The organism is Candidatus Thorarchaeota archaeon, assembly GCA_021498125.1.
Lineage (GTDB): Archaea > Asgardarchaeota > Thorarchaeia > Thorarchaeales > Thorarchaeaceae > B65-G9.
On sequence record JAIZWL010000003.1, the window covers coordinates 78065 to 100589 of the forward strand.

28 protein-coding genes and 1 pseudogene are annotated in these 22525 nt (G+C 49.8%); 24 read left to right on the plus strand and 5 right to left on the minus strand.

What is annotated here, in order from left to right; translation table 11 throughout:
- Positions 1-45 precede the first annotated feature (45 nt).
- From K9W43_09260 to K9W43_09340, 17 genes and pseudogenes are all read left to right on the plus strand, one after another.
- Complete coding sequence (locus tag K9W43_09260; GenBank protein MCF2137407.1) at positions 46-444, plus strand: hypothetical protein; 399 nt, start codon at positions 46-48, stop codon at positions 442-444.
- A 212-nt stretch (positions 445-656) separates the two neighbouring features.
- Positions 657-1394 (plus strand): archaeal proteasome endopeptidase complex subunit alpha, encoded by a 738-nt coding sequence (locus K9W43_09265; protein ID MCF2137408.1) that lies wholly within the window; start codon positions 657-659, stop codon positions 1392-1394.
- A gap of 18 nt (positions 1395-1412) precedes the next feature.
- A complete protein-coding gene (locus tag K9W43_09270) occupies positions 1413-2138 on the plus strand; it encodes a ribosome assembly factor SBDS (protein ID MCF2137409.1) in 726 nt (241 codons plus the stop codon).
- Between the two features lie 51 nt (positions 2139-2189).
- A complete protein-coding gene (locus tag K9W43_09275) occupies positions 2190-2975 on the plus strand; it encodes an exosome complex protein Rrp4 (protein ID MCF2137410.1) in 786 nt (261 codons plus the stop codon).
- Positions 2965-3783 (plus strand): exosome complex exonuclease Rrp41, encoded by an 819-nt coding sequence (locus K9W43_09280; GenBank protein MCF2137411.1) that lies wholly within the window; start codon positions 2965-2967, stop codon positions 3781-3783. The genes K9W43_09275 and K9W43_09280 overlap by 11 nt, the downstream gene beginning before the upstream one ends.
- Positions 3783-4610, plus strand: a complete 828-nt coding sequence (locus K9W43_09285) for an exosome complex protein Rrp42 (GenBank protein MCF2137412.1) — start codon at positions 3783-3785, stop codon at positions 4608-4610. Before K9W43_09280 ends, K9W43_09285 begins: the two co-directional genes overlap by 1 nt.
- Before the next feature lie 161 nt (positions 4611-4771).
- Positions 4772-5029 (plus strand): annotated as a pseudogene (locus tag K9W43_09290) (50S ribosomal protein L37ae).
- Positions 5030-5169: 140 nt separating this feature from the next.
- Positions 5170-5751: a hypothetical protein gene (locus K9W43_09295; protein ID MCF2137413.1), complete on the plus strand. Its 582-nt coding sequence runs from the start codon at positions 5170-5172 to the stop codon at positions 5749-5751.
- The gene (locus K9W43_09300; GenBank protein MCF2137414.1) at positions 5744-6016 is read left to right on the plus strand and encodes a CTAG/PCC1 family protein; all 273 of its coding nucleotides are present in this window, start codon (positions 5744-5746) and stop codon (positions 6014-6016) included. The genes K9W43_09295 and K9W43_09300 overlap by 8 nt, the downstream gene beginning before the upstream one ends.
- Before the next feature lie 56 nt (positions 6017-6072).
- A complete protein-coding gene (locus tag K9W43_09305) occupies positions 6073-6429 on the plus strand; it encodes a prefoldin subunit beta (protein MCF2137415.1) in 357 nt (118 codons plus the stop codon).
- A 5-nt stretch (positions 6430-6434) separates the two neighbouring features.
- Positions 6435-6734, plus strand: a complete 300-nt coding sequence (locus K9W43_09310) for a DUF3194 domain-containing protein (GenBank protein MCF2137416.1) — start codon at positions 6435-6437, stop codon at positions 6732-6734.
- Positions 6731-7735, plus strand: a complete 1005-nt coding sequence (locus K9W43_09315) for a DHH family phosphoesterase (protein ID MCF2137417.1) — start codon at positions 6731-6733, stop codon at positions 7733-7735. Before K9W43_09310 ends, K9W43_09315 begins: the two co-directional genes overlap by 4 nt.
- A gap of 12 nt (positions 7736-7747) precedes the next feature.
- Positions 7748-8587 (plus strand): ATP-binding cassette domain-containing protein, encoded by an 840-nt coding sequence (locus tag K9W43_09320; protein ID MCF2137418.1) that lies wholly within the window; start codon positions 7748-7750, stop codon positions 8585-8587.
- Positions 8584-9411, plus strand: a complete 828-nt coding sequence (locus K9W43_09325) for an energy-coupling factor ABC transporter ATP-binding protein (GenBank protein MCF2137419.1) — start codon at positions 8584-8586, stop codon at positions 9409-9411. The genes K9W43_09320 and K9W43_09325 overlap by 4 nt, the downstream gene beginning before the upstream one ends.
- Before the next feature lie 3 nt (positions 9412-9414).
- Positions 9415-10185 carry an energy-coupling factor transporter transmembrane protein EcfT gene (locus tag K9W43_09330; GenBank protein MCF2137420.1) on the plus strand — a complete coding sequence of 257 codons (771 nt, stop codon included), beginning with the start codon at positions 9415-9417 and terminating at the stop codon, positions 10183-10185.
- A gap of 102 nt (positions 10186-10287) precedes the next feature.
- A complete protein-coding gene (locus K9W43_09335) occupies positions 10288-11001 on the plus strand; it encodes a hypothetical protein (protein MCF2137421.1) in 714 nt (237 codons plus the stop codon).
- Positions 11002-11133: 132 nt separating this feature from the next.
- Positions 11134-11718, plus strand: a complete 585-nt coding sequence (locus tag K9W43_09340) for a hypothetical protein (protein ID MCF2137422.1) — start codon at positions 11134-11136, stop codon at positions 11716-11718.
- A 65-nt stretch (positions 11719-11783) separates the two neighbouring features.
- On the opposite strand, the gene K9W43_09345 is transcribed toward K9W43_09340, so the two are convergent.
- On the minus strand, positions 11784-11999 hold the full coding sequence (locus K9W43_09345) for a hypothetical protein (GenBank protein ID MCF2137423.1): 216 nt from the start codon (positions 11997-11999) through the stop codon (positions 11784-11786).
- 120 nt (positions 12000-12119) lie between these two features.
- Here K9W43_09345 and K9W43_09350 point away from each other — a divergent pair, with 120 nt between their 5' ends.
- Positions 12120-14150, plus strand: coding sequence for a urocanate hydratase (locus K9W43_09350; GenBank protein MCF2137424.1), 2031 nt, complete (start codon positions 12120-12122; stop codon positions 14148-14150).
- A 23-nt stretch (positions 14151-14173) separates the two neighbouring features.
- Here K9W43_09350 and K9W43_09355 read toward each other — a convergent pair whose 3' ends face one another.
- A complete protein-coding gene (locus K9W43_09355; protein MCF2137425.1) occupies positions 14174-14836 on the minus strand; it encodes an endonuclease V in 663 nt (220 codons plus the stop codon).
- Positions 14837-14967: 131 nt separating this feature from the next.
- Here K9W43_09355 and hutH point away from each other — a divergent pair, with 131 nt between their 5' ends.
- Entirely contained in the window at positions 14968-16497 is a 1530-nt protein-coding gene (hutH, locus tag K9W43_09360; protein ID MCF2137426.1) for a histidine ammonia-lyase, read from the plus strand.
- Between the two features lie 5 nt (positions 16498-16502).
- Here hutH and hutI read toward each other — a convergent pair whose 3' ends face one another.
- Positions 16503-17768 (minus strand): imidazolonepropionase, encoded by a 1266-nt coding sequence (hutI, locus tag K9W43_09365; protein MCF2137427.1) that lies wholly within the window; start codon positions 17766-17768, stop codon positions 16503-16505.
- A gap of 118 nt (positions 17769-17886) precedes the next feature.
- On the opposite strand from hutI, the gene K9W43_09370 reads away from it, so the two are divergent.
- Together K9W43_09370 and K9W43_09375 are read left to right on the plus strand one after the other, a co-directional pair.
- Positions 17887-18468 carry a phosphoribosyltransferase gene (locus K9W43_09370; protein ID MCF2137428.1) on the plus strand — a complete coding sequence of 194 codons (582 nt, stop codon included), beginning with the start codon at positions 17887-17889 and terminating at the stop codon, positions 18466-18468.
- Between the two features lie 21 nt (positions 18469-18489).
- Positions 18490-19071: a hypothetical protein gene (locus tag K9W43_09375; GenBank protein MCF2137429.1), complete on the plus strand. Its 582-nt coding sequence runs from the start codon at positions 18490-18492 to the stop codon at positions 19069-19071.
- Position 19072: 1 nt separating this feature from the next.
- On the opposite strand, the gene K9W43_09380 is transcribed toward K9W43_09375, so the two are convergent.
- On the minus strand, positions 19073-19606 hold the full coding sequence (locus K9W43_09380; protein ID MCF2137430.1) for a THUMP domain-containing protein: 534 nt from the start codon (positions 19604-19606) through the stop codon (positions 19073-19075).
- 10 nt (positions 19607-19616) lie between these two features.
- The gene (locus tag K9W43_09385; GenBank protein MCF2137431.1) at positions 19617-20315 is read right to left on the minus strand and encodes a threonylcarbamoyl-AMP synthase; all 699 of its coding nucleotides are present in this window, start codon (positions 20313-20315) and stop codon (positions 19617-19619) included.
- Between the two features lie 39 nt (positions 20316-20354).
- Between K9W43_09385 and K9W43_09390 the strand changes: the two genes are divergently transcribed.
- The 3 genes from K9W43_09390 to K9W43_09400 all read left to right on the plus strand — a co-directional run bounded on the left by K9W43_09390 (position 20355) and on the right by K9W43_09400 (position 22524).
- Positions 20355-21410 (plus strand): NDP-sugar synthase, encoded by a 1056-nt coding sequence (locus K9W43_09390; GenBank protein ID MCF2137432.1) that lies wholly within the window; start codon positions 20355-20357, stop codon positions 21408-21410.
- Between the two features lies 1 nt (position 21411).
- Positions 21412-22023: a CDP-alcohol phosphatidyltransferase family protein gene (locus K9W43_09395; GenBank protein ID MCF2137433.1), complete on the plus strand. Its 612-nt coding sequence runs from the start codon at positions 21412-21414 to the stop codon at positions 22021-22023.
- 81 nt (positions 22024-22104) lie between these two features.
- A complete protein-coding gene (locus tag K9W43_09400; protein ID MCF2137434.1) occupies positions 22105-22524 on the plus strand; it encodes a hypothetical protein in 420 nt (139 codons plus the stop codon).
- Position 22525: the final 1 nt, after the last annotated feature.

Genomic DNA, 22525 nt, shown 5'->3' on the forward strand with positions numbered 1-22525 from the left:
AGTAAGGCACATAAGGAGAATCGCGCATAGGTCGGTGAGAACCGGATGAGTCACAATATGCCTGACAAGAGCGACCTGACACGGTCAAATATCATTACACTATTCCTGACTGTAATCCTATTAGTTGTGGCAATTCTTCTTTGGATGTGGTCAGCACCGGATGTCATTGATACCAGCCCAATTGGGGCGCTTAATAACTTCAACCCATTTGTTACGTTTGTCGTTGAGATTCTAATCATGACTGGCGTGTTCATCTTTGCCACGGTCACGGTCATCAATCTCAGGCTTCAACTCACCAGTGTCCGTGCTGGGTGGTTGGAAGTGATCATAATGTTCATTGTGATCGTTGCGATTTCATGGGCGACATTTGGTGTGAATGCAGCAGGCGCAACAGCCATTCTATCCCTTGGATTCATTGCCTATTTATATCTCCTTCAGGAATAGATTGGGCAGCCATGCCAACTACTGTGGTAGTTGGCGCATCGATAACCTTATTTGGTTCGTCCAGAGTTGCACCTATTGAGTACCAGGGCAAAGAACTCTGGAATATGATTACTACATTCGTCCTCATCAGCCGACCTGAACTGTCAGATTGTTCCCCAATTTGAGGTTCTGACTTCCGGTGGGTGTTATGAAGACTATTTGGAGGATTCACTGTGTTTGGGATAAGTGGTGCGGGTTATGATATGAGCACTAGCATCTTCAGCCCCGATGGTCGAATATTCGCCGCTGAGTATGCAAAGAAGGCTGTAGAACAGGGTGCCACCTCAATTGGTGTGCTCGCTAAAAATGGTGTTGTACTTCTTGCGGAAAAGAAGCTGCTTCCTCTACAGGAACCCGACAGTATCGAGAAGATCTCACAGATAGACACTCACATTGGAGTTGCAACCTCTGGTCTGATGGCTGATGCAAGGAAACTAATTCAGGATGCTCGTGTGAAGGCTCAGTCCTTTTGGCTGACCTATGAGGAACCTATTCCTGGTGAGGCCCTCGCAGAATATATCTGTGATATCAAAGCACAGTTCACGCAGAGGGGCGGCGCACGACCTTATGGTGTGGCCATGATCTTTGGCTCAATCGATTACGAGGGGATCCCACGACTCTATGTCACGGATCCGGTTGGGACCTCCTTTGGTTTTCTTGCTGCTGTAATTGGGCGAGGAACTCCTCGGGCAGGTGAATACCTTGAGAAGCACTACAAGAAGAACCTCTTACTGGATAAGGCTATTGCATTGGCAGTAGAGGCGTTGCGTAGTGCAAGTGGCGACGAGATTGCACCCGAATCAGTAGAGATAGCACGTATCCCGGTAAAGACCGCCACATTTGAGCGACTCTCACGTGAAGAAATAGAGAGTTTCTTGGCAACCGGAAAACCACCTGCTAATAATACATAGATAGGAGATGCGCCAAACATGATGGGATCAGGTAGAAAATCGGGCGATAAATGGCTGGATCTTGATGCAGTCGTTGTAGGAATGAAAAAGGGTCATCTTCGCTTTGAAGTGTTTGTGGACCCTGACTTGGCATTTCGTTATCGACGCGGAGAGGATGTTCCTCTCGAATCAATATTGAAGAGCTACGATCTCTATGAAGATGCACGGCGTGGTGAACGCGCCTCAGAAGAGATTGCCGAAGACCTGTTTGGTACCGATGATGTCTTTGAGATTGCAAAAGAGATAATCAAACATGGTGAGTTCAAATTAACTCTTGAACAACGTAATCAAATGGTCAAAGAGAAGACCGAGGCGATCATCCATAACATCTCAAAGCGTGCAATGAATCCACAGACCGGTCACCCACATCCTCCTGACCGAATCCGTCAGGCGATGGAAGAGGCAAAGGTGCATGTTGATCCATTTCTCAGTGTGGACGAACAGGTTCCCACTGTGGTCAAGTCGTTACGAGTGATTCTTCCGATCTCCTTTGAGAGTGTAAAACTACGAGTCATGATTCCTGCCAGCTTCTCGGGTAAGGGATATAATATGGTGGCACAGACTGGAGTCATTAAGACCGAGACTTGGAACCCTGATGGTTCATGGACTGGAGTAGTTGAAGTTCCTGCATCGAAACGACAAGAACTCTATGACGAGCTCAATCGACTGACAAAGGGACAGGTTCGGATCGAGGTTGAGAGATAACGAGTGTAGTATCACGATCATAATTCAATTAAATAAATACGAGGGAATAAATTGGCTGGAATCTATTTTCAGAAACGGGAACTAGTGGTTCCAGGGCAGCTGCTTGCAGAGGGTCGCTACAGGCCCTCGATCGGCACCTATAGCCGAGGCGAGCGGATCTATTCGTCCCTAGTGGGACTTGCAGAGCTGCGCGGAAACACAGTCAAAGTGGTGCCTCTTGAGGGTGTATACATACCCCGCGAGGGCGACCTTGTCATCGGGACCATTCAAATGGTGTCCGGTAACAATTGGAAGGTCGATATTGGTGGACCATATCAGGCATCACTTCATGCGAACAATGCTTTGAGACGGCCGTACGATGACGACATCTCGCGCTATATGACTATTGGAGACGTTATAGCCGCAGAGGTCATTGCGTTTGATAGAAATACTGGGCCCTTCCTGACAATGAAGGGAAGAGGTCTCAAGAAGCTCATTGATGGAATGATTCTTGAGGTGAGCCCTGCAAAGGTCCCACGCATCATTGGCCGAAGAGGTTCTATGATTTCTATGATCAAGAACCGTCTACGCATTCAGACAGTAGTTGGACAGAACGGGCGTATCTGGATACGCGCACCTGACACTCCGACATTGCGCCTTGCAATTAAGGCGTTCAAAATGATCGAAGACCAAGCCCATACTTCAAAATTGACTGATCGAGTCAGTGCAATGTTGGATGAAGAACTTGCAAAGATCGGGGGCGAGGAAGCGCCTGTGGAACAACCGGAAACAGAACAAATTGAGAGTGTTGAAGATAACACTGAAGAAAAGGAGGACGTGAGAAAAGATGAGTCCTGAAACAAAGCCTGATTTTCTGATCAACCCTGAGGGGCTTCGGATAGACGGGCGAAGACTAGATGAATTACGCCCCATTGAGCTTGAAGTGGGTGTACTAAAGACCGCTGATGGGTCGGCGTCCATTAAACAGGGAAAGACCCACATCATTGCAGCAGTATATGGACCACGGGAATTACATCCGCGGCATCTATCACTGAATGACAAGGCCTATCTGCGATGTGTCTACAGAATGGCAACCTTCTCTGTACCTGATAGAAAACGCCCTGCACCATCACGCCGAGAACGTGAGATCTCTATGGTGATCGCTAATGCATTAGAACCTGCACTGTTCCTTGAGGACTTTCCACGAGCAGTCGTTGATGTGTTCATTCAAGTGATACAGGCTGATGGAGGTACTCGCTGTGCAGCCATCAATGCAGCATCTCTAGCTCTTGCTGATGCTGGAATCCCCATGAGGACGTTGGTGCCTGCTGTGGCTGTCGGTAAGGCTGATGGCCATCTGATTGTGGATCTTGGTGACATGGAAGACAAGTACGGTCAGGGTGACGTGCCCATGGCAGTCCTTCCATCAACTGACGAGATCACCCTGCTTCAACAGGATGGTTCCTTTACCAAGGAGGAACTCGTGGAAGCCATGCAGATGGGGATCAATGCCTGCAAATATCTACACGAGCTTCAGAAGGAGGCACTCAAACGCGCCTATCAGAAGAGGACCCCTGAAGTTGCTCTTGATGACGAAGAAGACGATTACGAGGACGACCTCGAGACCGACCTTGGCGAGTCTGACTTACCGGAGGATGAGGCATAATGGGAGACTTTAGTGCAGAAACAATCAGTCATATTGATCGTAAGTACATTCAAGATCTTCTTGACAAAGGGGATCGTGCAGATGGGCGTGCCTTTGATGAGTATCGTGACATCGAGATTGATGTTGGAGTGGTAGCGGCTAAGGCTGAAGGTTCTGCGATTGCTCGTATCGGTGATACACGAGTGATTGCGGGAGTGAAAGTGCTCACTGGTGAACCATACCCTGACACTCCTGATGAGGGTGTGACCATGGTCACCGCCGAGATGGCACCAATTGCTTCTCCGCTCTTTGAGCTTGGCCCTCCAAAGGAGGACGCTATCGAGCTCGCACGTGTTGTGGATCGTGGTGTTCGTGAGTCTGAGACCGTTGATGTCAAGGGTCTTTGTATCGAGCCCGGTAAGAAGGTCTACATGGTCTTTTGCGATCTATACACACTGGAATACGATGGTAATCTCATCGATGCCTGTTCACTTGCTGCAAATGCGGCCCTGTTGAACACGCGCTTCCCTGAGATGAAGCTGGAAGACGATACCCTAGTAGCAACTGGTAACGAACTGACCCTTCCCATCAAGAACATTGCATTAGAGAGTACAGTTGCCAAGATCGGTGAGCATCTGGTCATTGACCCACTCCTCAAGGAGGAAATGGTTCAAGACTGCCGCTTGACCATGGCGATTGACATCAATGACCACTTTACTGCTATGCAGAAGGGTGGTGGCTCTGGTCCTATCTCATTGGCCCAGATCGAGCATGCAATGGACATGGCCCTTGATAGATCTAAGGACCTCCGAAAGATTCTGTTCGAGGCCACGGGTCGTACGATCTAAGCAATTCTATACTACTGGTGCCTTGGTATTGCCAAGGCATCCCCGAACTTTTTTTGTGACCAACAGATACGCTAATAAGTGAAACAGAGGGGCGACTGTTAGACTCCGGCAGACCCTTGATAACTCGCACGGGGTCAAATATAGTAAAGGAGACCGTTAATTTGGCAGGAACCAAAAAAGTTGGCAGCACTGGACGATTCGGACCTAGATATGGTGCTAAACTGCGCCGTCGAGTTTTAGATATCGAGAAAAAGCGGGCCGAACCACATAGATGTCCATCCTGTGCAACAAAGGGCTCGTTGAAGCGAAAGGCTGCTGGTCTCTGGGTCTGCAAGAAGTGTGGTACAGTCTTTGCCGGAGGTGCATATGTGCCTTATACTGATGCTGGAAAGGCGGCCAAACGCGCTATTGCACAGCGTGTATCAGATAGTCTTCTCTCCCTTCGTGATGAAACGGAGGAGGCTGTGACGGTCACTCCCTCCAGTGAGGCGGCAGTGGATTCCGTGGCCTCTTCAGAACCCCTCCCAGAGAGTGAGACCTTCACCTCTGAGGAAGAATAGTGACGAGCAGAATTGACTTGCTACTCATCACCACTTCACGGCGCACCAATAACCGGGTACGCACATTCATTCGTGATCTCAGCACAGTCTTACCCGGGAGTGAGCGTTTTAATCGCGGTGGCATGAGTCTAGAGGAATTGCGAGCCCGTATTGCATCCTCTGGGTGCAAGGCTGCATTTGTCATCACGCACTATAAGGGTAATCCTGGTGATATTCTCGTTTACGACCCTCAAGGTGCTGAGAGATTACGAATTCGACTCGAGAGTGCAGTCTTACGTCGAGAGGTTTTACCAGGCGTCAAAATCAGAGTGCATGATGTTCGAAGTGTGACCATTGCTCCGGGCTCTTCGGAGCGTACAAGTTTGCTTGGACGGGAGATTGCCTCTTTATTGGACAAGGAATTAATAGAGGTCGAGTCAGTTGTACCACTTGGCGCAGATGGTGCACATAGAGTTGATATCCGCTTTTCCGATTTCAGCCCGGATAAGACACTATGGACGCATTTTCATGCAGCTGATGGGATCGAGATTGGTCCACGAATGAGAATTAAATCGGTCAGGTGGTGGTCTAAGAATGAATAGCGGAATACTCAATGGTGGGGCCTCCTTTGAGATCGATGTTGAATCCGCCGAGATGGCGCAGATGCTCTATACAGCACTGCTTCCCGAGACCAAGTCTGCTCCCTCCGACCGAGCAAAGACCCAGTTAGTCGTACGTGGATCCGTTCTTGCCTTGGAGATAACCGCCGGTGATCTTACAGCTCTCCGTGCAGCATCTAATTCTTTTCTCTCATGGGTTTCAAGCTGTCTTCGCGCAATGGAATCGGTCAGAGGCCAAAAGTCTTAAGTCAAGCCCCAAGAGGCGCAGTCAGGCTGTCCGCACTTCTTGGAGTATGATCAATCATGGCTCAACAATTACCCCCCGAATTGCAACAGGAATTAATGAAATTTGATAATATTCGCCGTCAACATGACGCCCTTCAAGGCGTACTTCAACAGATGAAGTCCGAACTGACTGAGTTAAAAGGTACCCTCGAGGAACTGAGCAAGCTCCCCGATGATACGGTGACGTATCGGATTGTTGGCCAGGTCATGTTCAAGGTTGAAAAGCCAAAGCTGGTTGATGATCTTGAAGATAAGAGGCGAACAACAGAGCTCTCTCTAGAGTCTTATACCAAGCGGGCTGAGAGTATGGCCGAATCAATACGTGAAATGTCCGCCAAGCTACAAACCGAGTTTGCGAAGTATGGTATTCAGTGAGCACAATGTCAGGGGTCATAGATATTGGACTTCCCTCTCTGAGCGCGGAGGATATAGAGGCTCTCGCAGAAGAGTGTGAACTCGAAGTCACACGATACATCTTTCAATTCGTTCCAGAAAAGAGCATCTCGGAACTCAGTGTCGTCTGTACACTTGATTTTGGCACTACATTGACCTTTGATCTCGAACTTGATGTCTCTCAAAAGTATGATACTGGCAGTTCCCTTGATGAGATACTAGAACAGGCAGCTGCCCATGCACAGGAATGGCTGGAGTCCCGGCTCAAGGAGATGAAGTCCCAGTGACCCTCAGGCAACTTATCCAAGACGCACAGCATGTCCTGATCATGGGGCATCACAATGCAGATCCTGATGCGCTCTGTTCCATGATCGCCTTCGAGCGTCTCTATCACGCACTTAATCCCGAAGGTAACGCAGTCCTCGCATGTGAGGATGTCAGCAAGCTCTCAACACAAGTGGTTCGTACATTCATCCCTCTCCCTGATATCGTTGAAGTCCCATCCCAAGACTTTGACCTCTATGTCATACTTGACACTAACAATACCTATCAGCTTGGCGAAGCCCTTGAGAACCTGATTCCAGAACCTGATAAGGTGCTGATCATTGACCATCACACGCCAAACCCCGACATATCCACGATGGCCTCGCATCTGGTAGTTCAGAGTGAGCGATCTTCGACCTGTGAGATCTTGGTTTCAGTATTTCAGGATCTTGAGGTGCCTATCACTGCGGAGATTGCAAACCTGCTGCTCTCGGGCATTCTATTTGATACCCGGCGTTTCTTCTATGCTGATGATCACACATTTCATGCGTCTATTGCTCTTATTGATGCTGGTGCAGATTACAACCTCTGTCTTCAGTCCCTTATTGTCCGTCCAGACCGTTCCGAGCGGATCGCTCGTCTTCGTGCGGCAAGCCGACTGAAGATACATCTCATCAATGACTGGATCATTGTCACATCACGGATTGGTGCCTATGAGGCAAGTGCAAGTCGTGCCATTATTGATTTGGGGGCCGACGTTGCCATTGTTGGAGGTCGCCCCTCTAAGAATGCAGTGCGACTAAGTGCGCGTTCGACAAAAGAGTTCTATTCTGCAACTGGTGTCAGTCTTGGACGTGATGTCATGGCACCTCTGGGTCCGTTGATTGACGGTGAAGGTGGTGGTCATCCAAATGCTGGAGGCGCTAATGGTACAAAGAATCTTGAGGCTGCTCTAAAGGAGGCTGTTGAATTGGTCCGCTCTGCTATTAAACGTGGCCCACTTGAGGAGTCTGCTTCTTCATAGGAGGGAACTACCTTGGCCCTGATCGAATGGAAAAACTTCAGTTTCAAGTACATGGGTAGCGACGTACTTGCATTACGGAAGATCAATCTCTCCATCGATGAGGGTGAGTACGTTGTCATAACCGGGCCATCGGGATGTGGTAAGACGACCCTCTGCCGGACCATTAATGCTCTAGTACCACAGTTTCATTCAGGTTACATTGGTGGTAATGTTGTTGTTGACTTGATGAATACACGTGAACACAAAGTGGCAGACATGGCCTCCACAGTGGGTCTCGTCTTTCAAAATCCCGCCAATCAACTTGTTACATTAAGCGTTGAGAAAGAAATCGCATTCGGTCCCGAGAACCTTGGTGTCCCCCCAGAAGTAATCAGGCGTCGTGTCAACGACCTGATACGTCTTCTTGATCTGGAGCATCTGCGTGATAAGCATCCACACGAGATGTCGGGTGGGGAGCAGCAGCGCGTTGCCCTTGCTGCAACATTAGCATTGCACCCAAAGATATTGGTTGCTGATGAGCCAACCTCAAATCTTGATCCTCGGAGTGCCGAAAAGATTCTAGACCTCATTGCTAAACAAAATCAGCAAGGCATGACGGTCATTGTCGTTGAACATAGGCTCGATATTGTTGCTAAAGATGCCTCACGAATAGTCTTGATGGACAAGGGTCAGATCGTGGCCGATGGTCCACCACGAGAAATACTTGCCATGGACCTGTGTGAGGAGATTGGCATTGGAGTGCCAAAGGCTGTTGAGTTGTATAAGCGATTGAGGGCCCGTGGTATCGAGTTGCCCCAAGTGCCGCTCACTGGAGAGGAGCTTGCATCAATCATCAGGGAGGTGTACACATGACAATCATCTTTGATGATGTGCACTTTGCCTATGACGGCATCTATACTGCTCTTCGTGGGGTTTCTCTCCAAATCGATTATGGTGAGTCTATTGCGATCATGGGGACAAATGGTGCTGGCAAGACGACTCTCATCAAGCATCTAAATGGTCTTCTCCGGCCCTCTCATGGTCGAGTCCTTCTTGACGGTGCTGATATTCGTGACAAGTCTGTTGCCGAGCTCTCACGAATTGTTGGGCTTGTCTGGCAAAACCCCGATCATCAGCTCTTTCTCGAATCGGTAGAAAAGGAGATTCTCTTCGGTCTGAAAAATCTAGGATTCTCCACGGAGGAGGCTGAAGAGCGATGTGCCTCCACGCTCTCAAAACTTGGGCTGTCACATCTTGCGAAGCGTCGTCCCTTTTCTCTCTCTGGTGGGGAACGCAAACGGGTTGCTCTTGCATCCATTCTTGCAACAGAGCCACAGGTCTTGGCTCTTGACGAGCCTACAATTGGTCAAGATGCGCGTCAGAAGAAGCGTCTGGCTCAGATGCTTCATGAGATGAACCGCGAGGGGCGTACGGTCATTGTTGTGACCCATGATATTGAATTTGCAGTCGAAAACTTCTCTCGTGCCATTGCGATGGCAGGCGGGCGGATAGTTGCAGATGGTTCCACTCCTACAGTTCTGAGTAACGAGGAAGTAGTGGCACGCTGTTCGTTGGCCCCCCCACAGATGACAATTGCGGCACGTGAACTTCATCAAGACTTTCCAAGAATCCCTGAACGGTTGACCCAAGTGGAAGAATTGGAACGAGAAATCGTCCGAGTTGTGGGAGGTGAATGATCTTTGTCCTTCTTAGAGATATTCAAGTACACACGCCAAGACTCGATCATTCATCGTCTAGACCCCCGTACAAAACTGGCTCTCTCGTCAGTATTAGGCATCATCTCGCTCTTATTTCTCGACATCATCCCCCTTATCATTATTATACTCTTTCTTCTCCCTCTATTGGCGGCTGCGAAATCGTTAGGTCGTTGGGCTAAGAACATCAAAGGGTTGGCATCTCTTGTCCTCTTTATTATGGTCTTCAATACGCTCTTTTCTACTGATCCACATCCTTTCTCACGGTCATTAGCTCTAGCTCTTCGTCTATTGGCAATGATGACCTCATTCTCCTTCTTCTTCCTTACAGTCCATCCGGATGAACTCTCTCAGGCACTCATCAAACTTCATGTGAAATACGAGTTTGCTCTGGCTGTCAGTATGGCCATGCGCTATGTTCCCACTCTTGGACAGGACGCTTACTCGATAATGGACGCACAGAAGTCACGCGGAGTAGAACTCGACAAGGGGAATCTTTTGAAGAGGATTCGAAACATCATTCCTATCATTGTCCCTCTGATCGTGGTTGCAATACGGCGTGCTCTCTCAATCTCTGAGAGTATGGAGTCTCGCGGATTCGGTGCCAGTGGAGGTCGTACCTACATGGATATGATCCGGTTCAAGCGTCGTGATTGGGCCGTTCTGACCCTCTCAATTCTTGCCCTCTTCTTAATACTCTTCCTCAAGTTCTGGTGGGGTCTCCCAAGTTGGATGCTCTGGCAACTCCCCTTTTGATCCCTGTCTATCGCGTTGCGGAGCTATTGCGCCCCTTTAATTTTCCAAGCCGAATACTTTTATTGACTAAAGTATCTATCTAATATTCGGGAGTTAACGGTTATGCACGCGCACGCCGATACCACGTATACCCAGCGAAATGATCCGTGGACGCTGGTCTATTTCCTCTTCTCTATACTTATAGTGGCCATCTCCGCGGTCGTCTTCGCTCTGTATGAGACCCTGACACTGGTCTTTGCTAATGGGGCAACATCCACCATCGACTCTGTGATGATCTCAACCATTGGTATCATCACGCCAATCGTGCCTCTCACGGGGCTTGTCGTAGGGATGCTATTATCATACAAGTACTATTCTCGCTATGGCCGGTGGAGCACCGAGTTTGATACGAAGGAAGAGGTGTATATTCCACGAGAATGTTTCACCCAGTATGTCTTGTATCTCATTATTGGTGCCTTGCCATTTATAGTTCTTAGGACCGTTGATTTTCTACAATCCACCACTACATCATTACTGCTCTGTGATCTCTTTCTCTCTCTATTTGGCGGATTTGCTCTTGTGGCCTCAGCTGGATTCTTGTGGGACTATTATGATCTCCATGCAATTGCTAGAGGCAAAGGCGGTATCTTATCGCTCTATCTGACAAGTGAAGGACCGACTCCATTGACGACGACGGTTCTCTCACCAATTGGAGGTCATAGGTTTCAACTTCTTGATCCGCGAGTCAAGTATGTTCACATCCAAATTCTAGTACGCTCTGTCTATGTGCATGATGCATCTTTGCCGTACAGACCAGCTGATGGCCTCTCGCATTAGGTCATAGTCTTGTCATCTGTGAGGCCTTGTTCGGCCTCATCTGCTTTTTTTCTCCGTCTTTTATTTTATTGGCGTGGTCTCCAATTCAGCTAGCGATAATTTATCTGAAAGTGTTGCGTATTTATTCATATCATGTCAATTGCAAAGCGTGTCAAGCTGCCTGACAGGACTGAATATACCATTGCCACGCTCATGCGTGATGTGATGGCCATTGAGGCAACTCCTAGTGTGGCCTCCCGAATTGCCACTGAGATCCTGTACTATGAGTGGACCTGTTGTCTGAACACACTGGAATCGGACCATTCTATAACGCAAGGGCTGGATCGCTTGATCAAATTCATGCAGGAAGAATATGAGCAGGAACTCGTCGAGGGCCGTCTCTGGCGTACCGCTGACACTCCTCGTGCGGCAATCAAGGCGATTCTCAAGACGCTTCCCCCAGAGGTTCTCGAGTACACGTTGTGTCGTGATCATCATTATGTTCATGATGTTCTTGAGTCCACAAGAGCCGAACGTGTCAAAGAGATCGAGCGTTACTCCAAAATCGAGGAACGCTTGCAAGAAGAGATAGAACAGTCACCGGATGACCCTGACCTCTATAACCAGTTGCGCCTCACTCTCTGGATGCTTGGTCGTTATCGTGAGGCCAGTGATGCCTTCAAGAAGGCAAAGTCTCTTGGGTGGACCCCTGAGAACTCGCTACTGGTAGCGATATGACCGATCAAAACATCCTGTACTAGGATATGTTGTCCTAACTTAACAGTATAGAATCCTATCATGAGTCACGGATCAGTCCTCGCCTTTCTCCCCTCAAGTCCCGACTTGACGAACGAATCGCCGGAATCGACCTCTTGTTCCATGAGATATGCATGAATTATCTGTCTTAGTAATTCTTTCAGACTTTTGTTTTCTTGTTTGGCCCGCATCATTAGGAGCGTATGTTTTTCAGGAGTGATCTCAGTCTGTACGATTAGTATGTAACGTCCTTCATGTGACATGTCCCGTGTTCATATATGATGACTCTGGCTCTTAATTTAATGTGATATTCAAAGCATTTAAGCGCATTTTGCCAGACATTCCCATAGCGGCCAATATGATTCTCAAATGGTAGTGATCAAATGAAGTTTGATGTTTCCAAGGCCATGACAATAAAATTGTCAGACAAACTCCCCCCCGATCCCGTCTTTGATCCTCAGTATAGGCGCGCTCCAAGCAGAGGGTTTGACCTCTCGGAGAGCGATACCGTTCTCGCGGTCAAGAATGCCCTCCGATATGTGCCTGAGAAGCTGCACGAGCGTCTTGCTCCCGAGTTCTTGGAGGAACTGATGACTCGTGGTCGGATCTATGCATATCGATACCGTCCTCCCGGTGCCATCCGTGCAAAGCCCGTTGATGAATACAAGGGAATACTCGAGGCCCGCGCAATTCAAGTCATGATTGACAATAACCTTGACTTTGATATCGCTCTTTATCCTTACGAGCTGGTCACCTATGGTGAGTCAGGACAGGTCTGCCAGAACTGGCTACAATATCAGCTCATCAAAAAATACTTGGAGATCATGACAGAGGAACAGACTCTTGCAGTCATGTCCGGCCATCCCCTTGGCCTCTTTCCCAGTCGTCGTGATGCCCCTCGTGCCATATTGACCAATGGTCTCATGGTGGGTATGTTCGACACCCCCGAAGACTTTCATCGTGCACAAGCCCTCGGCTGTGCGTCGTATGCACAGATGACGGCCGGAGGCTGGATGTATATAGGTCCGCAGGGGATTGTCCATGGCACCTATATCACACTACTGAACGCTGGACGGCTCTACCTTGGAATTCCCGCCGACAAAGATCTGGCCGGCCGTGTGTATTTGACCTCCGGTCTTGGAGGGATGAGTGGTGCACAGGCAAAGGCCGTAGAGATCGCTGGCGGTATTGGTGTGATTGCGGAGGTTGACAAGAGCCGTATTGACACTCGTGAGGAACAGGGCTGGCTCTCCAAATGGTCCGGCGATATAGACCAGATCTTTGAGTGGGTTGACGAGCATCGCAAGAGTGGCGAGCCCGTATCTATTGGGTACTATGGTAACGTTGTGGACCTATGGCAATACGTTGTCGATCACAATATCTCTATTGAGCTTGCCTCTGATCAGACCTCTTGTCATGCGGTCTATGAGGGTGGATATACTCCTCAGGGTGTGACCTTTGATGAGGGGCGCAAGCTACTCAAGACCGATATTGATGAGTTCAAGCGTCTGGTGGACAAGTCACTTCGCAAACAATTTGAACTGATTCGCACCATGACCCAGCGTGGCACGTTCTTCTGGGACTACGGCAACTCGTTCATGAAGGCGGTCTTTGATGCGGGAGTAAAGGAGATCGCAAAGAACGGTCATGATACTATGGACGGATTCATCTTCCCCTCGTATGTTGAAGACATCATGGGGCCCATCTGTTTTGATTATGGTTATGGACCCTTCCGGTGGGTCTGTCTGAGCGGAAACCATGACGATCTGGTGGCAACAGACCATGCCGCTATGTCTTGTATCGACCCTGACCGTCGTGCCCAAGATCGTGATAACTACATCTGGATTCGGGATGCTGAGAAGAACCGACTTGTTGTCGGGTCACAGGCCCGGATTCTCTACGCCGATGCAGCAGGTCGCGTGAAGATCGCTCTCAAGTTCAACGAGCTGGTCCGTGAAGGCAAGGTGGGTCCGATAATGCTGGGCCGAGACCATCACGATACAGGTGGTACAGATAGCCCATTCAGGGAGACCGCAAACATTCGAGACGGCAGCAACATCACTAGTGACATGGCTCATCAGGTCTGGGCTGGAAACGCGGCCCGCGGAATGACCATGGCAGTCCTCTCAAATGGTGGCGGTGTCGGAACTGGAAAGGCCATCAATGGTGGATTCGGACTTGTTCTTGATGGTAGCGAGCGCGTTGATCGCATCATCCGCTCCTCTATCGACTGGGATGTGATGGGCGGCGTTGCTCGTCGGGCATGGGCAAGGAATGAGCATGCCATTGAGACCTCGATTGGATGGAATGAGGCAATGGCTGGACTTGGCCATATCACATTACCCTTCATTCCTGAAGAGGGTCTTGTGGAGAATCTCGTTGAAGAGGTCTTCCGCGAGAGGAAGATCAAGTAGATTTTTTTCGCATGGCGAGTACTCTACTCGCTATGTCTCACCTTTTTTTTCAGTTCTCTGTTTGCACAGATGTGTGCCTGTTGAAGTGGAATGACCTGTCCCTGTCTACTGCACTTTTCCACTATGCGAACTGCGGTCTCAAGAGATATTCTATGTCCTATTGAGACGTACACAGGTCTTTTCCGGCCTACCAACCAGATCGCCATTCCTGCTGGTCGGCCGTCTACCTCTATGACCGCTCTGTCGTCTAGTCGTTCTCTGATCTTACCTAAGAGGAGCTTCTTGGCCACGCCGATCGTCTGTATGTCGAGCTCAACTCCCACATATGAGGCAAGGCCGAACCATCTGGGATGGAGAATCCCGTTTGCGTCGATCAGGACTGGACCAGTCCCCTCCATATGCCTGAGCATATCCCCAAGAATAGGTCCCTCTCTCAGCTGGAAGAGTCCCGGGATGTACGGGGTCTCAACGACGTACTCTCCCGTCCTCACAGAGATGATCTCCGAGCTTGATAGGTCGTACGTGACCGCACATGCTGAAGCGCGGTCTTCGCTATAGGCCACGTCAATTCCTGTGACGATATCCCCTGTGAATTCTGGCATATCCGTATAGATCACTTGGCCAGCGCGTTGTACTTGTTCGCTCTTGAGCGCTTCAATAAAGTCCTCGTCAATGTTAGCTCTCATCGATTCTACATGGTATTCTAGTGACTTAGATGTATTGCAGAGAGAAGACAAGTCTTAAGTCACAGCTTGCAGCGCGGTGAATTGGCTATGATAATTGTCTGGCTCCCAAGGGGCCAGTGAAGGTGCGTACTATGACCGTGGAGATCGATGGTGAGACCCTAAGTATTGATGAAGTCGTGCGTGTGGCCCGACATGGTGAAGATGTGACCTTGACAGAGGACGCTCGGGCGAAGATTCGTACGAGTCGCAAGGTGATCGAGGATGTGCTTCGTGAAGGTCGTACTGTATACGGTGTGAACACCGGGTTTGGTGACTTGGCAAATGTATCTATTGCCGAGAACGATGTTGCCGCCTTACAGGTGAACCTCATTCGCAGTCATAGTGTTGGTGTTGGTGAACCCTTCCCGCAAGAGGTGGTGCGCGGCATGATGTTGCTACGTGCTAATGCTCTATCGAAGGGCTATTCCGGTGCGCGACTTGAGACCGTGGAGACATTGGTTCAGATGTTGAATCGTGGGGTTGTTCCTATTGTACCACAGCAGGGTTCTGTTGGTTCTAGTGGTGACCTTGCCCCTCTTGCCCACATGGTTCTTGTGATGATTGGAGAGGGCGAGGCTACCTTTGAGGGCGAGCGGCTTGCAGGTGCTGAGGCAATGAAGCGTGCGGGGATACCCACCATTGATCTTCAGGCTAAAGAGGGTGTTGCACTGATCAATGGGACCCAACCAATGAGTGCAGTGGGAGTTCTTGCTGTTCATGATGCTCTTCAGCTCTTCAAGGATGCTACTATCGCCGGTGCCATGAGCCTCGAGGCTCTTCGAGGTACTCGCGCCGCATATGACCCTCGAATTCACAAGATTCGCCCCCACGAGGGGCAGGTAGATGCAGCACAGGCACTGCTCAAGGTCCTTCAAGATAGTGAGATCAACAAGTCACACGCCAATTGTGGTAAGGTTCAGGATGCCTATTCCCTTCGTTGTTTCCCACAGGTCATAGGCGCATCTATAGACGCGATTCGATACGTCCAGAGTGTGATGGAGACCGAGATCAACTCCGCAACGGACAATCCTCTCGTCTTTCCTGAGGGTGATGTTGTATCTGGTGGCAACTTTCATGGGCAACCTGTTGCACTTGCCATGGACTTCTTGGGGATCGCCCTGTCCGAGATCGGAAATATCGCAGAGCGTCGAATCAACCGACTTGTTGATCCCAAGCTAAGTGAGCTTCCTGCGTTTCTGACCACCAATAGTGGACTTCAGTCCGGAATGATGATTGCTCAATATACGGCTGCCGCTTTAGTGTCTGAGAATAAGGTGCTTGCGCACCCTGCCAGTGTAGACTCGATTCCGACCAGTGCCGAGCAAGAAGATCATGTGAGCATGGGTACGATCGCTGCGCGAAAGGCGCGCCAGATCCTTGAGAACGTCTCCAATGTTATAGCTCTCGAATATCTATGCGCGGCCCAAGGACTTGATCTATTGGCACCATTGAGTCCCTCCGCTCCTCTTGCTGAGGCGCACAAGGTCATTCGAAGTAAGGTGGCGCCCCTGACCGATGATCGGCCACTCTATCTCGATGTTGCTAAGATACGAGGTCTCATGACCGAAGGCGCTATGGTCTCAGCAGTAGAGTCGCTGACCGGGCCACTCTATGAGCCCTGATTTCACTACGGTCCGAATTTGGTGTGTACCAGCTCACCGTTGACAATGACCGTGTGTACCAGATTCGTGGCAAACCTGTAGGCAAGGTATTCAGGATTTGGCGCATCAAGAATGAGGATGTCCGCTCTCTTCCCCACCTCAATACTGCCAAGGTCTTTTGCCCGACCGAGCGCATGAGCCGCATTTATGGTGGCTGCTGAGATCGCCTCTCGTGGGAACATCTTCATCTTGTAACAGGCAAGTGCGATGGTGAAGAACATCGACTCATTTGCGCAGTTCGGATTGAAGTCAGTTGCCAATGCTACTGGCAGCCCCATGTTGATCATGTCCCGCGCTCTTGCATACTTGGTATCTAGACTGAACGCTGTTGCCGGAAGAAGAGTGGCAATGGTTCTAGCCTTGGCCATCGCTTCCAAGTCGTCATCTGAGGCCATGAGGAGATGGTCCGCTGAGACCGCTCCGAGCTCTGCTGCCAGTCCCGCTCCTCCAAGCTGAACGATCTCATCTGCATGAATCTTTAATTTCATTCCTGCCTTCTTTGCCGCAGTAAGGATGCGTCGTGACTGTTCAATGTCAAAGACTCCCTTCTCACAGAAGACATCACAAAATTCCGCGAGGTTCTCCTTGGCCACTGCGGGTATCATCTCGTTCACTACAAGGTCCACATAGTCGTCCGTTCGCCCCTTGTATTCTGGAGGGACTGCATGAGCTCCCAGAAATGTTGTCGGGATCTCCATCGGTAGCATCTCACGGAGGCGTGAAGCGGCACGGAGCATCTTGAGTTCGTTCTCAGTATTGAGGCCGTATCCGCTCTTGACTTCTACCGTTGTGGTCCCCTGATTCAGCATGCTTGACGCAAAGGAGAATGCCTGTCTTGCCAAGTTCTCCTCAGTGGCAGCCCGTGTGGCCCGGAGCGTATTGAGAATTCCGCCTCCTGCCTCGAGGATCTCTAGGTAGGACTTGCCTGCAAGTTTCATTGCAAAGTCGTTCTCCCGTGAGCCCCCAAAGACGAGGTGCGTATGGCTATCGACAAAACCCGGCATTGCAAACATGTCTCTGAACTCGAGTGAGGGAAGATGCGGTTCTTCGGGAACCTGTGCAAGGACTTCCTCTGTGGTCCCAACAGCGATTATTCTCCCAGCGCTTATCGCAATGGCTGCGTCCTTCACTATAGAGAGTTCTTTCAGGCTCTCCCCAGTCTTAGGCCGATCAGTATTTCCTGCAAGTGTAGCTAGTTGTCCGATATGTGTGAGCAAAAGATCCGGCTTCATGATTCCCACGAGATATTGTCAGTGCTCTCCTGTTGATTTAGGTTGCGCTGTTTGCGGACCTGACACTATACTTAATATAGAGCATCTTAGCCGCTCCAGTCAGAGCGAGTTGGCCCACATGGAATATCTCATCCTTGGTTGGCAAGACATCTATAATCTGACACTTCAATTGTCGGAACGCATTGTCGAGAGTGAATACGAACCGAATGTGATCGTTGGGATCGCGCGTGGCGGTTGGATTCCTGCGCGTATCCTCTCTGATGTCCTATACACACAGACAATGTGGAATGTCCGGATTGAATATTATACCGATGTTGGTGTGCGTGGCAGGCAGCCACGGGTGACACAGCCTCTCTCAGTATCTCTTGAGGGGAAGAACATACTGCTTGTTGATGAGGTGGCTGATACTGGAGAGAGTCTCTTTCATGCCATCAAGCACGTCGAAGAACTTGGTGTATCTAATGTACGCACTGCCGTTCTCCACCTAAAGCCCTCTTCAATGATCAAGCCTGACTATTACATGCAGGAAGTCACCTCTTGGATTGTCTATCCCTGGGAGATCCGCGAGTCCATAATTGCGATCGTCCGGGAATTTCGGCGAGAAGACCCCGATCTCTCTCTAAAACAGATACGTAACAGGCTCGTCTTCAAGGTTGGTTTTGATCCCACTGTTGCCGACTACTTCATTAAGCGCCTATAGCCTGTATATGTGGTGAACACAGTGTTACTCGAAGAGTTTACCCGTGCTGGTGACCTGTTCCATGTCGGTATCACTGAGATTCAGAATCAATCATCCCTTGAGGCCCCAAAACTTGTGACCGTCGCGCATGATGCGTCTACTGATCTTCTTGCTGTACAGTTTCTCTCGGCGGAGAACATTGCGGGGCCCATTCATCTTCTCTCTGCTGTTCAAAATGCACTAAACGCATGGACCGGAGGCTATGCTATTAGCAAATCACTTGATGTAGAGATCATCCTCTATTCTTCGGCTCAAAATCAGATTGGGCGCGCCTTTGAGAGAATGGGGCTTCATGGCACTCCTGAGACCGTGGCAACAGTCCTTGTTGGTGATACTGTTGAAGCAGTTGAACAGGTTCTTGCAAAACTCGTGCAACGTATCGGCCCTGAGGTACACACCCCATTCAAGGCTGAGGATGCGCGCATTCAGCGTGTGATGGCTCTGTTCGATATTACCGACGAAGAGATCTCCATGCTTCTGACTGGGGTCTCGCTACAGGAACGGCTTGATGCGCTTGGTAGATGTGTGGCCAGTAGGGTTTCGACTGTTGCAGTTAATCTCTAACTCAATACATGTCATCACGCATTGTCATTATTGATAGGATGTCTTCTCCTGGGACAAGCACAGATACCCCTGTCCACTCGCCCACGATCTCGATCCAGAGGGTCTTGTCCGGATTATCCAGATCGACTCTTCGGTCAATGAGTCTGGCCACTTCTGTTATCACGTCCATGCTCTTCAGGTCCGAATGGCGATGTCTGACAGTGACCCTGAACGTGTCCTCCTCTCGTATCTTGTCGCGTACCTTTTCTACAGCCTCTTTGATCTGTTCGATGTCAGTAGGTACGCTCAGTTCGAGGGGAATGAACTTGATGGCAAATCTGAACTGAAACGGATTCTCTAATGCAAACTCTCGTAACTTGTGAACGACCTCAAAGGGATCTTGAGAAGTCCTGCAGGCCAGAAGTCCTGAGATATGGGTCTGATGAATCTTGAGGCCCTCGTCATCTAATAGGTCTCCGATAAAATATCGTACTTCGGACCGTGCTGCTCGCTCTCGTTCTCTTGGGCACCCAACAAGAAGATTGTATCTATTCATTCGAGAGTCCTCACATCTCTGGGAGAATTAATCGCATGGTCCAGTACTGCTGGGCCTCTATATCGACTCGCAATGCCTCGGTCAGCTGTTTCACGCTCAAGGCACCCTCACGGTACACTCTAATATTTGCAGGAGTTCCCGCCTCAACACCTATGATTGTGGAATTCTTTTCATTTTTGGAGCGTCCTCCATCTATGTACAAGTCCACCTCGTCACCGAGCTGCTCTCTTGCACTGGACACTTCAAACGGACTTGGCCCCCCGCTTCGATTGGCACTTGTACCGACAATTGGGCCATCTATTGCCTTTGAGATCCCCCGCGGAATCACATGATCGGGTATGCGTATGGCAATGCTGTTCCTCTTTCCGGATATTCTTGGTGGCAGGTCTGACTGGGCCGAGACCACAATTGTCAGTGCCCCTGGCCAGAAGAGTCGTGTAAGAGCAAGTTCGAGAGCAGTAAACTCATGGTATTGCTTGCACTGGTTCAGGTCTCCAAAGAGGAGTGGAACTCCAAGATCTGGGTTTCTGCGCTTGATCTCTATCAATCTGTCAAGGGCATCAGGGATGCGTGGGTCACATCCTATTCCATAGCTTGTATCAGTTGGATAGACGATCACACCGCCATCTCTGACTATCTCGGCAGCATGTTTTACGATATCATCCACGTTACTCTCTGTGAGAACCACGGTTTCACTAGGCATTGGCATTCATGTATTCCCCTACAAACACACATATGGCCGTTGCGATTGAAGTTTCCCGAGTCAACTAGCGGAGGTATTACTATACAGGCGGTCATTCTTGCGGCTGGCAAAGGCATACGTCTGAGGCCGATCACTCAACAGATACCAAAGGCTCTTCTCCCACTTGGTGGTAAGACACTGCTACAGCGTCTTCTCGAGACATTTGAAGAGAGTGGGATTGCCCGTGTAGCCATCGGTATAGGTTGGACGGGCGATCAGATCAGGAGTCTGGTTGACAGTCTCGACCTCTCGCTAGAGATACACATCGTTGAGGTCCCTGATTATGAGGTGGGGCCGCTTCAGACACTGGTGACCACCGGTATGGCCCTTCCACCTGAACCCACTCTTCTCTGCCCAGTCGACTATGTTGTTCCTCCTAATGTTCTAGACCTCGTTCTTGCAGGCTGGTCCGAGGCTCAATCTGCTTGCATACTCCAGCTTGCGGTGTACAAGGGTGATCATGGTGCAGTAGTCCATGGTACCGCTGATGGCTCCCTCACAGGAGTAGGTCATCCCGTGTCTGATGGCCCTATTGTAGGGCGGAGTGCCATGGCTCTCATTCTCACCTCTCGATTCTTGGAGATGTGTCAGCGGTCCCTGACAGCAGGTCAGACCTCGGTCTGGAAGGTGATCAACAAGGCTGTGGAGACGAGAGAATGTACACGTTACATACAGGTCCCCCCGACATGGGTTGACATCGATCAACATAGTGACCTCCTCCGTGCAGCCGAATCACTGGTAACGCATATGCCTGGTTCTATAGACGGGCTTGTCGTCCCCGCAGATGATACGTATGAGATTGGCACGACTCTAGAGATCGGCCCTAGAACGGTCTTTGAGCAAGGTGTGCAAATAGTCGGACCTGCCTATGTTGGTTCTGCAAGTACTATTGGCAGGAACTGTGTCATTGGTCCTAATGCGTTTCTCGAGTCGCGAGTCACACTCGGGGCTGATGTGACGGTCAGTAACACGTACCTGTATCAAGGTACTACCATTGCATCAAATAGAAAGGTACAACATTCCATCGTCATCGGAAGAGATGTCATTCATGTAGGCGATTGATATGACGAGCAAGTTCAGATTACGTAGAGTCTTCCGTGGGGTCGTCTTAGCAATAGCGCGTCCTCTTGTTCGTGTCGGTGTGAGACCTGATACGGTGACCTACTTCTCATTATTTACAGCGCTTCTGGCCGCTCTTGCTCTACTTCTGACCCATAATGGGTTCCTCTATGGCATTCTTGTCTTTATCACGGGGCTCCTCGATGGAGTTGATGGTGCAGTTGCCCGGCTCGGAGGGCGAAGCTCACCTGCTGGCCCCTTTATTGACTCGGTCATCGATAAGGTGTCCGAGACCCTGATCATCCTTGCAGTGGCTCTGACATATCCCTCACAGATGTTCTATGGAGTGAGTGTTCCAACCCTCTCAGTTCTCTGTGTAAGTGGCTGGCTCCTGACAAGTTATACCCGCTCCCGTGCCGAGAGTCTTGGGGTCACCGATCTTAATGTGGGTCTGGGGGCCCGTTCAGAGCGCTTGTTCACCCTCTTCCTGTTCTCCGTCTTCGACTTGGTCGATCTCGGTCTTGTTGTTGTCACACTCCTAGGTATATCGACTGCAGCCTATAGATACCATCATTATACACGGGAGATCGCTCAGGCTTCAGTGACTGACGCATAGAACCTCTGCACGGAAGATACCATTATACTTAAGAGTAGGCCATTGCAGGGCGCAGCATCGACTACAGGTGGCAAGTAGACAATGGCCAAGTTCAGAGCAGATCATTACATTATTGCAGAATTCGAAACAATCACAGATCTTGTAGGGGATGCCAGTAAGGTCCTTGAGGCTCTAAAGGAATTGCCTCAGTTAAAGGACTTGGCAATGGTCTCTAAGAGGCTTGAAATGACTCATTGGCAGGAGATCCAAGGCCGAATTGACATACCTGAGGGGTCAAAGGCATTTTGGGCGATGATTAAGAAAGAGATTACCGAACGGGAACCGTATAATCTCTTTATCCGAATCGATGTCAATGCAGAGGCTGACGATATCGATGCCGCCCGAGCAAAGATCAAGAAATGGGTCGAGGATGAATGGGTTCCACGAATCCAGAAACGGATTCCTCTGAAGACAGTCAAAGTGTTGCGTCCTGAAGAGATCTATATGCCCAAGTTGGCTTAGA